We start from the raw sequence: 15219 nt of genomic DNA on the forward strand, positions 1-15219 counted from the left end.
ATTGTAGTCTCTAAACTTTTAAGCTCAGCTTTTTCTATTTTAGATCACTTATGAAATTTGGAAGATCAAAGCAAGATTTTGCAATCTCCTTTGTTAAATAACGAGTTTCAAGAGGCAATTTATTTACGTCCATGTTACTAGGATCATAAACATCTGAAGCCATTGTAAAACTCCATAATCCACCTGGATAAGTTGGAACAAACGCTATATAGGTTTTTACAATTTTAAAGTTATTCTTTAATATCCTTCTTGTATTCTCAATTATATTACGATGAAGCATTGGAGATTCACTTTGACATACCATTACTCCATCAGTTTTTAATGTTCTTTTTACATTTTTATAAAATTCTTCTCCAAACAAATCCTTAGCAGGACCCTCAGGATCTGGTGAATCGACCATGACTATATCATACTTAATATCGGTCTTCTTTACGTATTCAACTCCATCTCCGAATTTAAAATTGATTCTTTTATCAAAACCTGCGCCTCCGCTTATTTCCGGAAGAAATTTTATGCTTTCTTTTGTTACTACTTCGTCGAGCTCAACCATGTCAATTGTCTCAAGTCCTTTATACTTTGATAATTCTCGTACCGCTCCACAGTCTCCTCCACCAATTACCAATACGTTTTGTGGGTTTTTATGTGTGATTACTGGAATATGAGTAATCATTTCATTATATATAAAACCATCTGCTGAAGTAGTCTGCATTGACCCATCAAGCACAAGACATGGACCAAATGCCACAGTATCAATCAAAGCTACCTCTTGATAGGGCGATTTGCTATATGAAAAACATTTATTAATTTTGTAAGTAATTTTCAAACTTTTTTTCTCAACTTCAACTTCCTCAAACCACAGTTCATTATCAATTTTTTTAAAATACTTTGGCAATTCATCCATTTTCATAATAATTCCTCCATTATAATAAATTTAAGCTTGTAAAGATGCAACTCTATTATAGTTAATTCAACAATTACAGCTTTAATGTTTTCTTTTGTATCTCCGAAAGCCACCACTTCAAGTATATCATAGATATTCGAAAGTTCAACTTGGATATGCTAATGATAACCCAACACCACAATATCTTATTCTATTTAAATCTCCATCAACCCATAATAGCTAACTGAAAGTTATCCAATGGTCACTCAAGAAAAAAAGCTGAATATTATAATTAGGTTAATAATATTAATATAATGTTATTTTTTTCTAAAATCCTTTTTAAACCATAATTAAGAAAAAAGAATAACAGAAGATAATTATATTGTTTTGCACAAACTAGATGATGTAGATGTTGCTACTGTGGAGACGAAAATAAATAGAAATCATAAACTAAATGATAAAAAATGCAGTGATAACTCAAAAGAAACAAAAGCCACCTGCATAAAGGTGGCTTTTTATACTATAAATATTAATTATTTATATCGCTGAAACATTCTCACATTTCAACAATTGAAGTAGCATCTTCTTTCGATTTTATTAAAATGTTTGAAATTACAAAAGCTAGTAAAGAAGGTACAAGCCATGAGAATCCTGCACTTGCTAGAGGAATAAATTTAATAAATGCGATGTTATTCCCAAATAAACCATTTACTGTATCTAAAATAGTTATTATTAAAGCCGTGTATACAGTTATAGCAACAATCTTATCATTTTTCACTTTATCACCAAGAAAGGTAATAGCTATTAGAATAATTACAATTGGATATAAAATTTGTAAAATTGGAACTGCCAATATAACTATACTATCAACGCCTTTTGTAGCTATTACTCCACTTACTAACGCCATAGAAATAGCATTAGTCGTGTATGATACTTTACCATTTGAGAGTTCAGTAAAGTATTTTGCTCCACTTGAAAGTAATCCTATAGAAGTTGTTAAGCATGCAAGACTCACAGATAAACTAAGAATAACGCTACCAATACTGCCTAAGTCTAGTTTTACAATTTGTGTAACTAGATTAGTTCTAGCTATATCTTCAGAGAACAAAGTAGATGTTTGAGATCCAAGATACATAAGTCCAGAATATACAAAGGCTAAACCCACTACAGCCACCATAGATGCCTTTATAGTCATCTTCATTATATCCTTTGGATTTTCATAACCCTTTGCTCTAACAGCTGAAAGAATTATTGATGCCAATATAACAGAGCCCATACCGTCCATCGTTTGATAACCTTCTAATAAAGATTTTGAAAATGCACCTTGGTAATATGTATTTACAATTGGTCCAATAGGAAATATTATCCCTTTAAATATAATTATAGCGAGCATTAATAAAAGTGCTGGTGTAAGTATTTTACCTATATTATCAATTATTGAAGAAGGTTTAAGCACGAATGCAAGTGTTATTGCAAAATACAATATAATAGTTATGTTTTGCCCCATAAATGGGAATAAAGGCTGTATTCCAAGTTCGAAAGTCGTTGCGGCTGTTCTTGGAACTGCAAATAAAGGTCCTATAACAAGAATTAAAGCTACACCTGTTATTATTGCAAATTTTGAACCTACTCTATTTGCCATTTTATCGAAAGAACCATTAATTTTAGCACAGGCAATTATTCCAATTAGAGGAAGACCAACTCCTGTAAGGAGGAACCCTATAATAGCTATAATAAACTTGCTTCCTACCGCTTTCCCTAAGTATGGTGGAAAAATTAGGTTTCCTGCACCGAAAAACATTGCAAATAGTGCAAACCCTATAACCAAGGAATGTTTTGTTGAAGTTTTCATTTGTGTATACCTCCAGATGATGAATTTATGTAATTTTAAAAAATAATTAAATCCATACTATTATTTTAAGAATAAGGCTTACCTTATCTTTTTAATTTCTAATTGAGCCATAATGCATGGTAATGCTAGGTTGAACAATAGTTTTCCTATTTTACCGTTTTCAAAATCTGAATTCATGAGAAAATCTCCTTATTAAATTATTTGAATAATAGCATTGTATAACAATGCGTGAATAATAACAACTATGAAAAGTATACCAATGAGCTAACTTCCGTATCACTGCGATGCAATCAATACATTTTTTTGCTGTTGCAATTCCCCTAGGCCATTACCATAACTGCGCATATTTTTTTATTTACAAACAAGCCTTTAAATGCTAAAATTAGTCCATAATTGTTATAAATTGTGAAGTAACAACATTTTTTTACACCTAGTATTAGTTACTGTAAACCTTACAGCATGATAGATTGTAGAATCTAATAAATTAAAAGTAAAAACTTGAAAATTTACATTAGTCAAGTGTATCATTATTTGAATATGTTCTTTTATCATCTAAGGAGAAGTGATTTAATGTATGAGTATTAAAATTAAAATAATTATTAGTTACCTAATATTAATTATACTTACATCAAGTTTTTTAGGTATTTTAATTGGTAAAATATCAAAGGATGCAGTATTTAAAGAAGTTAAAGAAAAAAGTCAAACTGTAACAGAATTAATTAATACTACAATAAGCGTAAGAAATGATTCCATTATAGAAAAGTCTTATAGTAATTTAGATTCTGCTGAGAAGTTATTATATAGTTTTGGTAATATAAATGTAGATAATACCCAAAGTATAAAAGTAGGGGATTATTATTTACCAGTTTTATATGCCGGAACACACAAGCTATCATTAGATACTAAGCTTGTTGATGATATACATAAATCTATAGGTAGCACAGCTTCTATATTTTTATTAAGTAATAATAAATTAATAAGGGTATCTACAACCCGTATTAAAGGCAACCAAAGACTTGAAGGAACATACTACCCTGCTGACTCAGATATTTACAATACAATAATTAATAATCATGAGTATTGGGGCGTAAATTTATCTGAAAATCAAAGTTATTTGTCAAGAATTAAACCATTACTTAATAAAGATAAAAAGGTTGTAGGAGCAATAGCTGTAGGGAATACATTACTTAATGATTATTTAGAAAAAACATTAAATAACTTTAAAATTGGAAAAACAGGTTATGTATACATAATGGATTCTAATGGAAAAGCGATTGTCCATCCTACTGATAAGGGAAAGAATCTAAGCAACTATGAATCAAGTAAAAAAATAATTTCAAATAGAGATGGATTAATTGAATACACATATAAAGGTGTGCATAAATTAGCTTACTCTATCTATTTCGAACCTTGGGATTGGTATATTGTTACCACAGCTAACTATGATGACTTAGCATCGTCAAGTAAATCAATTTTGAATACCACATTATTAAGTGGGTTATTAATGATTTTATTAGGTGGGATTATAGCTGTGTTTATGGCTAACAATTTGGTTAAACCCATTAATAAATTAAAGTCATATATGGAGATTGCGGGCTCAGGCGATTTAACAGTACATTCGGACATAAAAAACAAAGATGAAATAGGGGTATTATCCGATAGTTTTAATAATATGATAACTGAAAATAAACATTTGATAGAAGAATTGGTACAATATGATAAATTAAAAACTGAATTTATTGCCAATATGTCTCATGAATTAAAGACACCGTTAAATATAATTTTTTCTACAGCACAATTATTTTCTGTATATATAAGCAAAGATGTAAATTCAAATAACATGGATAAGTTAAACGAATATACAAATTATATAAAACAAAATTGTTATAGACTGTTACGACTCGTAAATAATATAATTGATATTAGTAAAATTGATTCTAAATTTATGGAGTTAAATTTAAAGAATCAAAATATAATACAAGTTGTTGAGGAAATAACCCTATCGACTATTCCGTATGTGCAAGGCATGTCAAGAATAATTATTTTTGATACGGATATAGAAGAAAAAATTATGGCTTTTGATGAAGAAAAGATGGAGAGGATTTTACTTAATTTAATTTCTAATGCAACTAAATTTACTAGGCCTGGAGATAAAATCGAAGTTTGCGTTTACGATAAAGATAGTCACGTTATACTTTCTGTAAAGGATAATGGCATAGGAATCCCAGAAGATAAGTTATCACAAATTTTTGAAAGGTTTAAGCAAGTGGATCCTTTACTAAGTAGAGCACATGAAGGTAGTGGTATAGGACTTGCTCTAGTTAAATCTTTAGTTGAAATGCATGGTGGTAAAATTAATGTACAAAGTAAGTATCAAGAAGGTACAGAATTTACAATAAGCTTGCCTGTTAATATAGTTGACGGTAATGATAATCCGAATTCAAAAATAGGTTTAATGAATCAAACAAACAGTGAAAAAATACAAATTGAATTTTCCGATATATATAAATAAAAAAGCTGCATTGAATGCAGCTTTTTTATTATACCCTTTACTTTTTCTTTAATATTTGAATTTGTCCTAAAGATCTTTCCTCCCCATCATTCCCAACTCTAGTCATTATGTATATTTCATAAAAATCTCCGCTTACCTCAATATTATTTCTATCTATATACTCAATAAGACTTTTATAATACTTGCTAGTATCATTATAATCATCATCAAAATTTAATGTTATATATTCCCCCTTTGGCAAAGTTATTAAATTATCATCATTTGTAACACACTCGAAACCATTAATTAGCATATTATTATATATTAGTTCATTATATTTTTTTATATCTTCATATGATACAGCAAAAGCAAGTTCTTTAATTGAACTACTATACTTCTGCTCCATCGATACTAATATTTCACTTAGATTTATTTCAAATTCTTCTGTATATCTCTTTGTATTATTATATTTTTTGAATTTTCTTTCCTTGTTATATTTAATAAAAACATCATTAATCCCTTCTTTTAAAGAATTTTTTATACGCTTCTCAAGAAAACTAATATTATTTTTTACTGCGTTTAAATCTTTTATTTTGGTATCTATCATTTCCTTTTGCTTACTTATTATATTAAGTATGGAATCAAATGAAGTATAATTTTCTATTAATTCCTTTATTTCATCTAAAGATAAGCCCATAGCCTTACATTGTTTTATTGAATTAAGTATTACAAAGTGTTTTGCAGAATAATATCTGTATCTGCTCTTCTCGTCTATATATGAAGGTTTTAGTAATCCAATTTTATCATAATATCGTAATGTCTGAACTGATATATTTTGTAACTTTGACATTTCTCCTATTGAAAAGTTTGTCCCCATATTCTCACCTCATTTGTATTTAATATTTCCAAATAATGATGCTATTTTTTATTTTTAATGCATCTTCAAACTATTATTTTCCTTTAAGTTCCACATTTAAATCGGTTAAAACCGCTTGTGTAGAAGTTTTTATGTTTGCAATTAGTTTTATAGTTATAAATGTTAAACTTTCGGATACCATCGCACTTACCCATATTCCATTTATCCCAAACATACTTCCAAATAAAGTTAAGCATATTGGCAAGAAAATAACTGATCTACATACACAACTTATATTTGCATACTTTGGTTTTTCTATAGCTTGATAATACACAAGGGTATTTAAATTTATTCCTACTACAAAATAGCTAAAACTTGCTATTCGAAGGGCCTTATATGCTAACTGCGCTATGTATGGATCTGTTGTGAATATTCCTATAACCTTCTGTCCAAAGATAAAACTTGTTATAACAAAAAAAGCACTTATTAAAATTGATGCTACGCATGTTATTTTAAAGAATCCTATCAATTTCTCAACATCTTTTCTTCCATAGCTGTAACTTAAAAGTGGTTGTACTCCAAGTGTTATTCCATAAAGAACCATATATATATTTGTAGTTAAATAATTTATTATACTATATGCAGAAATTCCTACCTCCCCTACATATTTTGCTAAAGCTATATTATGCAATAACACAATTATTGAATAACTTGCTTGTGCAAAGAATGATGGGAATCCTATAAGTGAAAACTCTTTAATAAGTTCCTTACTAATCTTTACATTCCCAAAAGTTAATTGACCTTCTCCTTTTAAGAAGTGAGGTAATAGCATACATACCGTAACTATTTGACCAAGGCCTGTAGCTATAGCTGCTCCTTTTATTCCAAAACCAAGTTGAAATATAAATATATAATCTAATATTACATTAGTTATTGCACCACTTATTGTAGAAACCATTGCAAGTTTTGGTCTTCCATCGTTCCTAACAAAACTACTAAGAACTATTCCCGTTAAATTAGGAATACAAAACAGTGCATAAAACCTTAAATATTCTACTGATAAACCCTGTAGCCTCTCTGTTGCTCCTAATAACTTTACTATTGGTTCTGTAAATATAACACCAATTACACTTATTACAACACTAATTATTAGCAGAAATTTAAATACTTGTCTAAATATATTTATTGCCTTTTCAGTATTACTTGCTCCAAAATTTTTAGAGACTAGAGCTCCTCCACCTATTGCAAACATAGAAGCTAATCCAAATAACATAACTGTAAATGGTAGCACTATGTTAACTGCTGCTAATGCTGAATCACCAACACCTTGTCCTACGAACATTCCATCAACAACTGTATATAAAGATGAAATAAACATAGCAAGTGCTGATGGAATAGCATATTTCAAAAATCTCTTTGTCATATATATCCACCTTTTTTCATTATTTTCACACTTTCTTATTATAAACTGTATTGTTACTATAGAGTCAACTTCTTTCTAAATAAGCAAAAGTATTACTAAAAAATAGAGCCAACAGATAAATTTTTATCCGCGACTCTATTTTTTATTTTTTTGAATACTACAGAAATAACATTAAAATGTCTAATTTATTATGCTCTATCCCTTTTAGAAAAACGTGTTTAAATAAATTTTTCAGCACTCTTCCAATGTTTTGAAGCTAAATCATACTTTTTAAAGTCTGGTATAGTTCCACCTGTTTCAACTAAAGCTTTTGCTACTTTTTTAAAATCCCTTCTTGTTTCACATTTAAAAGAATTTGATTCCTCTATTGATTCCATTACATCTCCAATTTTTTGCTGAAAGCTATTCATTCTTAAACCTCCTTCTATTTTGATGTGATAGAAAATAACCCTGAATTTTATCTACTGGAGAGTCATTTGATAAACGCTAATGCCTTGATTGTGTAGAACTATCACTTGATTTTATTATTTCTTCTAAAGTAACATCAGTAATGTCACTAGTCATATTAGATATGTTATACATAATAGACATCTCAGTATTTGAAACGCCACTAATTCCTTTATTAGCATCTAATTGATTAATTGATTTTTTTGCTTTTCCTAACTTATTTTTATTCATTAGTATCTCCCTTCCAATACTGAAATTAAACTATATATTACACTATATAGTTTAACCACTTTGTTATAAAGTATAACAGGAAACTAATGAACTCTATTTTAATAGGTTATTAAGTATGAGTCATATATAAAAATCAGTTATAAGTAAATATGTTTCAGCAATAAGTATAAATAGTTTTTTTACACATACTATATTTATAGTAAAATTGGCGGTGAAGAATAAATGAAAATTTTATTTATGACAGTTACCCTAAGATCATCATGGTCGCATTCATTAAAAGAAAAAAGAATGGTTGTAAAAAGCATAGTTCAAAAACTAAAAAACAAGTTTAATATATCAGTAGCAGAAGTAGCTGAGCAGGATATTCATCAAACAATAGTTATCGGTATCGTAGGAATATGTGGAACTTCATCTCAGCTAGATTCTACAATGGAGCATATTATAACTTTTATAGAATCTAATACTGATGCAGAAATAATTGATATTCAGAAAGAGGATATCCAAGGTATGTAGACTTTCTATTGATGCTATAATTAGTCTTGTTGAAAAAAAACTGCATAACATATTCAATGTGAAGAGTTGTTGAATATGTTATGCAAGTGTTTTTTGTATGTGGGTAAAAATCTTTTCCCTTACATTTCTATATCCTTCCAGTTGACATTAAAACTAGTTTTCCAAAGAATTACATTAAATATCAAAAGCGCGACCGCATAAACACCAATATATATCATATTATTTCTAATAGCTACATGGATTCCAGCAAATACTAAAAGCAGCATAATTGTAATTACTGATGGCTTTATAAGCTTACCACTATCCGATGTAGCAAACTTTACACTAAAGGGCATTGCCTTATTTGATGCTTTAAAATACACCAATAATAATATTAAAAGAACTAGAAACATTACTATTAAGTCTAAAATTATTGACGGTCCTTTAAAAATTGTGAACACTATAGATTCTAATATATAGAGTGGTAGTATTAGTTTGAATATAGTTCCTTTTACTGCCCCTTTTAATATTACCCCTGGATTTTCTATTGGCAATACCTTGTATATAAATGCCCCCTTATAATTATCACTATTATTTATAAACGCTGTACAAAAGCAAAGCAAGAATATAGTTATATACATTAACAAATGAATTTTCCCACCATATCCTGTTTTAATATTAGCCATGAATGATTTATCTTGTCCGTTACCCATAAACATAAATAGCACTGGCATAAACACTGCCATTGCAAGCGTTGGATACACCTTAAGCTTCAAGTTTCTCTCTGTAGCTATCATATTTTGAGTAAATTTAAACATACCCTTTTCAATCTTGTCCTTGCAAACAAGTCCTGCTATAAATTCTTTTCTAGTTTCACTTTTGCGGCTTACGGCTCCCCCTCTATCATTTAATTTTTGAAGGTTCTTTTCAAAATAAGGCACTACGCTTTTAATATAAAGCGTCATTAACATAATCGGTCCTGCTATTGCGAGTGCAAATAAAAATATTAGAAAAGGTTGTTTATTCCCATCTATTAGTATACCAAATGGAGATGCAAGCCACATAGATGGAAGTAATGCATGCCACAATTTGGGCATATATTCACTGTTCATATTGGTAGCATCAAAGACTCTTGCAACTAGTTGATATCCAAAAGCAAATACAAACGCTAATAATATTTGAAAATAGTTTATTATATCCTTTAATTTTTCTCCATCAAAAAAATTCAAAACTAAAGTATATAGTAAAGATGTTAAAGCTATAACTAAGAACACTACAAGTATATTGTCTATAAAAAATATCACAGAAAATAAAGCTCCATATTTTACGCTGCCAATAACTAGTGGAATCAAATTTAATGATAGTGATAAACCTATTAAATATATACATATATGAGTAGTCTTTGCTGCATTAAATGTTTTACTATCGATTGGCTTAGGTAGTAATATATTTTTCTCTTTTACATCTAGTAATACTGCTGAAAAATCAGATATCATAAGTGAAATCATCATAAATAGATTTATACCTATTACAACATTCGCAGATTGCATAGATGACATACCACCCGTCATTATTATTAATCCAATAAAAATGCTCATAACTGAATTGAACATCAATAATGATAGATAATTATTCTTGTCCTTACTTTCATCTCTCTTTTTATTATTCCCCATAACAGTACTTACTCTACGACCATCTGTGGTTAATTTTATCTGAAGAATAATTCTCATAGTCTTATAGTTAACGCCTAATTTTTCATATAAAGATTGAAATTTATCCAATATCGCAAGTACGGTGAAATTCTTCATAATTACACCTCGCAAACCAAAGAAACAAATTCTTTAGCAACCTCTGCATGCTCATTAAATCCTGTTAGCTGATTGAATATTTCTTCAAGTGTTCCTTCCTTCTTATTATTCTTAAGCTCTTCAAAACTTCCATCAGCAACTATCTGTCCCTCATTTAAAAGTAATATTCTATCACTTACCTTCTCTACAACATCCATTATATGTGAAGAGTAAAATATGGTTTTTCCGCTCTTTGCAAGACTCTTCATAACCTCTTTAAACACCATTACACTATTAGCATCTAGTCCCCCTAGAGGCTCATCAAAAAATAAAATATCGGGATTATGAATTAAACTACAGATTATAATTAACTTTTGCTTCATACCTTTTGAATATGAGGATATTCTAGAATCTATAGCATCCTCAATTCCAAATAAGCCCATTAGCTTCGTTACTCTCTCGATAAGCTTTTTTTCTTCTAATCCATATATTCCGCCTAAAAAGCTTATATACTCATAAGCAGTTAAGTTTTCATATATATCTGCAAGCTCTGGTACATACCCTATTTTCTTTTTATACTCTATGCTTCCATTACTTATATCTTGTCCTAATATTTCTACTTTTCCCGAGTATCCTTCTAATATCCCAAGCATTATCTTTATAGTTGTACTTTTACCAGCGCCATTAGTCCCTATATATCCGATTATTTGACCTCTAGGAATTTCTAAATTTATTCCGTTAAGCACCTTTTTACTCCCATAGCTCATTTGTAAATCTTTAATTGATATTATACTTTCTAAATTTCCCATCGTACCCTCCCCTTGGATGTATTTTTTATCTGTTTATGTAATTTATTATACTGCTTAATTGGGTAATTTCAACAAGTTTTCACTTGTTACTTGTATGTAAACCTTTTAATTCTTATTTATATAAATCTCTTTAAAATAAGCTTTCCACCTAAAAAAAATAGCACCAGCCTAAGCTGATGCCAACTCTTATAAATAATCTTGATTTCACAAGGTGCTTTCTAATGTTAATGGTTACTCACCTGTTATGTCACTCACCGAACAATTACTACATACTTTTTATTATTACCAGTTAATATATTCCTTAACCTCTGCTTTCTCCCCTAAAGTCACGTCTTTTAAAACCCATTCCTTAAACACTGGATATCCTGTTCTATCAACAATATACCCAATGTGTTCTTTTCCTCCTGGAGCATTTCCATCAATATACTTATCGATATATGAATATGTGTTTTTTATTATTTTGATTATATTTTCCTCGTCCACCCAAGTTATAAAATCTTGAGCCAGCCTAGGATTTTTCTTGCCAGTCCTACCCATTATCACAAGTTTATAATATTTCTCATAACTTCTGCTCCAGCAACTAGTCGGGCATTTACCTATGCATTCTCCACATCCAATACACTTGTCTTGGTTGCGTACTACTTTAAAGTTCTCCATTTTAAGTGCACCAGTAACTCTTTTTTTACAGTTAGTTACGCAAGATTTACAACTGATGCATCTATAAGATTCATATTGGGGCTCTGTCATTCCTATGATCCCAAAATCTTGTATTCTAGCCTTTATACAATCATTAGGACAACCTGTTAAAGCTACTTTCACATGATAGTCATTGGGAAATATTTCCTTTTCAATCCTTTTTGCAAAATCTGTAGTATTGTAATTTGCAAAAGGACAGACATTTGCCCCTATACAGGCTGACACATTTCTAGTACCTGCAGACAAGTATCCTGTATTTTCTGAAATCTGATTTATATCAAGGCCTTCTATAACTGATTGAATCATCTTATTAACTTCTGGTATTTTATCTATATCAATATTAGGTATTTCAAAACCCTGTCTTATAGTTATATGAATATTTCCATCTCCGTAAGTTTCTGCTACCCTTTGCAAAACTTCTAAATGTTTGGCTTCTATATGGCCACCAGGCACCCTTATTCTTATAGCTGTTTTACCTCTTTTTTTAGTTATTCTGTATGCATTTTTCTTCATCAACTTGGTATTTATATCCATTAAATTCTCCCCCTTAATCTACTAGATGAACTGCATCTAAATAGTTAAAAACAGGCCCATCTAAACATATATATGTATCATCAATTTTGCAGTGCCCACATTTCCCAACTCCACAACACATTTTTCGCTCATAAGATACCCATATATTTTTTTCTTTTACTCCTTTTTTTATAAATCCAGCTACTGTAAACTTAAGCATCATTGGTGGTCCTACTACAATAACCTGTACTTCATCCATATTCAGAACTTGAATATCTGCAATATATTTTGTTATGAGTCCTACAGTTCCAGTGTAGCCGTCATCAGCACTGTCTACAGTTAACGTTACACTGATACTCTTTTCCCAAACTTTGAAATTTTCTTTAAATAAGATGTCACTAGGCGACTTAAAACCTGCCATTAAATTAAAGCCCGTACATTCCTTTGGATTTTTAGCAAAATAATCTACTATCCCTTTTACTGGTGCCAGTCCAGTTCCCCCAGCAGCTACAATAACTTCTTTATTTTTATAAAGGTTAACATCAAATCCATTTCCATAAGGCCCTCTTAAAAACAAGGTTCCTCCTACAAAAAAGCTATGAATTACATCCGTAACAGTGCCGACACGTCTAATAGTAAAATCTACATAACCCTCACCTATCTCACTAACGGATATAGGTGATTCTCCAAATTTCGGTATGGATACTTCAAAAAATTGACCCGGCTTTACAACACCTTCGAACTCCATTCTAAATGTATAATCCGTTTCTGTATGCTTACTTATATTAAGTATCTTAGATTTAAAAGGCATGTATATATTTTTCATTTATTCCACCTCATCCATTGCTTTATTTAATTTGTTTACACAATTTGAGAAAGATATATATTCAGGGCATATATCATCACATCTACCACAACCTATACACATATGATATCCGGCTCTCTTTTTAAAATCATATACCTTGTGCATAATTTTGAATCTCATTCTGTCTTTTTTATCCTGTCTAAATCCATGTCCGCCTGCCATATCACTGTATCCGTCTACATGACAAGATGCCCAAACACGCCTTCTTTCTCCCACGTTTTTATTTTCTTTATAGAAAATGTCCTGCGTAGTAAAACAAGAACAAGTACCGCAGACAAAATTACACCTGCCACAAGCAATGCATCTTGAAGAATATTCATCCCACATCTTTGATTTAAAAATTCTTTGATCTAAGTTTTCAGGTATATTAACCTTTACTTCATTAGTCAAAATAAATTCAGGCTCTACCACGACGTTACTAGGTTTATCTATGTTAAAGTACTTCATCAGTTCCTCGGATTTACAATTCACAAAGACCTCATCATCTTGAATTTTAGTGTACATATCATAATCTTCTATCATATTCGATCCCATACTTGCGCAAAAACAATTTTCAAAACTTTCACTACAACCCATAAGTACAAATTTAATTTTATCTCTTAAAACCTTATAATAATAATCTTCATTTCCATTTTTAAGGTAAATTTCATCTAATCTCTTTATAGCATGAATATCACAACTTCTTAAGAATATTAATATTTTCTTCTCATCGCATTTTGGCTCTACGCAATCATTTTCAGTAAAGTAAAATAATGTTTGAGTAATTGGCAATGTTATTTCTTTAGGAGAAAAACTAGATTTTAAATCAAACTCTACTTCCCTTATACTCTTTATTTCCCTATACCTAACAGTATCTGTATCCGCAAAAGTTCCTTTTCCCTTGAGCACTACTGGTGCATACACCTTATATTCATGTCGCAATGTTTCAAGATACTCATCAAACTTCTCTATTTTCAACTTAAAGCCCATAAATGCACACCTTCCATTATAATAAATTTTACCTATTCGCTAAATATTGTTAATTAATTAACTTCATTAGTTAGTTCCTATAAAAATTAAATTTATAACTAACTATGCATATTGTATTTTAAATCATAAAAAAAGTATGTGATTTTCATCACACACCTTTAAAGTATTTGCTTAACTTTTCTCTATTAACTATGAATTTTCTATATTTTATTCTAACCATATCCATGTTTTCAAGCTCTTTTACTGCCCTTGAAATAGTTTCGCGAGAGCTACCTAACATATCTGCTAAATAAGTTATGTTTATTTTAATATCTATTAAAACGCCATCTTCTGTTTCTACACCATAATCTTTAGATAGCTTCCAAAGCTTTGCGGCTACCCTTTTGTCCATTTTAGTAGGAACTGTGTTCTTAATTTGTCTATACACTCTTCTTATTTTTTTACTCATAGAGTTTAATATAATCTCTGTTAGCTTAAAATCCTGTTTCATAATATTTAATAAGTCTACTTTTGATATACTTATAATTTCACTATCTTCAAACCCTTCACAATTAATAGATGTCGTAAAATTGTCAAAATTGACCTCGTTTATAATCTCACCTTTGTTTAGGATATAGATAACCCTCTTTTGACCCTTTTCCGATACTCTGTACATAGTTACCTTTCCCTCTAGCACTATATATATATTATTTGTGATTTCTCTTTCAGCAAATAACATTTGTGATTTTTTCAATTTTTTTACTACAACACTCTCTCTTATTAAATCCAAAGTTTTATCCTCAACACATTTAAATAAAGGAAGGTCTTTTAATTGCCTAAGCGATATTTGTGTCATATTAACTTCTCCTTATGATTTCATTTTATAATCTCATTATAATAAAAATACTAATATTCTTATTATATAGCAA

14 protein-coding genes are annotated in these 15219 nt (G+C 29.8%); 2 read left to right on the forward strand and 12 right to left on the reverse strand.

Features of this window, described 5'->3' with window-relative positions; translation table 11 throughout:
* Positions 1-34 precede the first annotated feature (34 nt).
* Together speE and brnQ are read right to left on the reverse strand one after the other, a co-directional pair.
* Entirely contained in the window at positions 35-907 is an 873-nt protein-coding gene (gene speE / locus KTC94_RS04255; RefSeq protein WP_165414534.1) for a polyamine aminopropyltransferase, read from the reverse strand.
* A 529-nt stretch (positions 908-1436) separates the two neighbouring features.
* Complete coding sequence (gene brnQ, locus KTC94_RS04260; RefSeq protein ID WP_216304388.1) at positions 1437-2732, reverse strand: branched-chain amino acid transport system II carrier protein; 1296 nt, start codon at positions 2730-2732, stop codon at positions 1437-1439.
* Positions 2733-3306: 574 nt separating this feature from the next.
* On the opposite strand from brnQ, the gene KTC94_RS04265 reads away from it, so the two are divergent.
* Positions 3307-5244: a Cache 3/Cache 2 fusion domain-containing protein gene (locus KTC94_RS04265; protein WP_216304386.1), complete on the forward strand. Its 1938-nt coding sequence runs from the start codon at positions 3307-3309 to the stop codon at positions 5242-5244.
* Between the two features lie 37 nt (positions 5245-5281).
* Here the strand turns inward: KTC94_RS04265 and KTC94_RS04270 are convergent, their stop codons facing one another.
* The 4 genes from KTC94_RS04270 to KTC94_RS04285 all read right to left on the reverse strand — a co-directional run bounded on the left by KTC94_RS04270 (position 5282) and on the right by KTC94_RS04285 (position 8180).
* The gene (locus KTC94_RS04270; RefSeq protein ID WP_216304385.1) at positions 5282-6100 is read right to left on the reverse strand and encodes a MerR family transcriptional regulator; all 819 of its coding nucleotides are present in this window, start codon (positions 6098-6100) and stop codon (positions 5282-5284) included.
* 73 nt (positions 6101-6173) lie between these two features.
* Positions 6174-7502 carry an MATE family efflux transporter gene (locus KTC94_RS04275; protein ID WP_220320303.1) on the reverse strand — a complete coding sequence of 443 codons (1329 nt, stop codon included), beginning with the start codon at positions 7500-7502 and terminating at the stop codon, positions 6174-6176.
* Between the two features lie 218 nt (positions 7503-7720).
* Positions 7721-7912 (reverse strand): hypothetical protein, encoded by a 192-nt coding sequence (locus KTC94_RS04280; RefSeq protein ID WP_216304383.1) that lies wholly within the window; start codon positions 7910-7912, stop codon positions 7721-7723.
* A 76-nt stretch (positions 7913-7988) separates the two neighbouring features.
* Positions 7989-8180, reverse strand: coding sequence for a hypothetical protein (locus KTC94_RS04285; protein WP_220320304.1), 192 nt, complete (start codon positions 8178-8180; stop codon positions 7989-7991).
* 222 nt (positions 8181-8402) lie between these two features.
* Between KTC94_RS04285 and KTC94_RS04290 the strand changes: the two genes are divergently transcribed.
* On the forward strand, positions 8403-8693 hold the full coding sequence (locus tag KTC94_RS04290; protein ID WP_220320305.1) for a DUF503 domain-containing protein: 291 nt from the start codon (positions 8403-8405) through the stop codon (positions 8691-8693).
* Between the two features lie 119 nt (positions 8694-8812).
* Here KTC94_RS04290 and KTC94_RS04295 read toward each other — a convergent pair whose 3' ends face one another.
* The 6 genes from KTC94_RS04295 to KTC94_RS04320 all read right to left on the reverse strand — a co-directional run bounded on the left by KTC94_RS04295 (position 8813) and on the right by KTC94_RS04320 (position 15146).
* Positions 8813-10480 carry a hypothetical protein gene (locus KTC94_RS04295; RefSeq protein ID WP_220320306.1) on the reverse strand — a complete coding sequence of 556 codons (1668 nt, stop codon included), beginning with the start codon at positions 10478-10480 and terminating at the stop codon, positions 8813-8815.
* Positions 10481-10482: 2 nt separating this feature from the next.
* Positions 10483-11268, reverse strand: a complete 786-nt coding sequence (locus KTC94_RS04300) for an ABC transporter ATP-binding protein (RefSeq protein WP_216304379.1) — start codon at positions 11266-11268, stop codon at positions 10483-10485.
* A 282-nt stretch (positions 11269-11550) separates the two neighbouring features.
* Complete coding sequence (gene asrC / locus KTC94_RS04305; RefSeq protein ID WP_220286900.1) at positions 11551-12498, reverse strand: sulfite reductase subunit C; 948 nt, start codon at positions 12496-12498, stop codon at positions 11551-11553.
* Positions 12499-12511: 13 nt separating this feature from the next.
* Positions 12512-13303 (reverse strand): anaerobic sulfite reductase subunit AsrB, encoded by a 792-nt coding sequence (gene asrB / locus KTC94_RS04310; RefSeq protein WP_165414447.1) that lies wholly within the window; start codon positions 13301-13303, stop codon positions 12512-12514.
* The gene (asrA, locus tag KTC94_RS04315) at positions 13304-14311 is read right to left on the reverse strand and encodes an anaerobic sulfite reductase subunit AsrA (protein ID WP_220320307.1); all 1008 of its coding nucleotides are present in this window, start codon (positions 14309-14311) and stop codon (positions 13304-13306) included.
* 148 nt (positions 14312-14459) lie between these two features.
* Positions 14460-15146 (reverse strand): Crp/Fnr family transcriptional regulator, encoded by a 687-nt coding sequence (locus tag KTC94_RS04320; protein WP_165414445.1) that lies wholly within the window; start codon positions 15144-15146, stop codon positions 14460-14462.
* Between the last annotated feature and the right edge of the window lie 73 nt (positions 15147-15219).

The organism is Clostridium sp. CM028 (assembly GCF_030585565.1).
In the GTDB taxonomy this organism is placed as follows: domain Bacteria; phylum Bacillota; class Clostridia; order Clostridiales; family Clostridiaceae; genus Clostridium_AD; species Clostridium_AD estertheticum_B.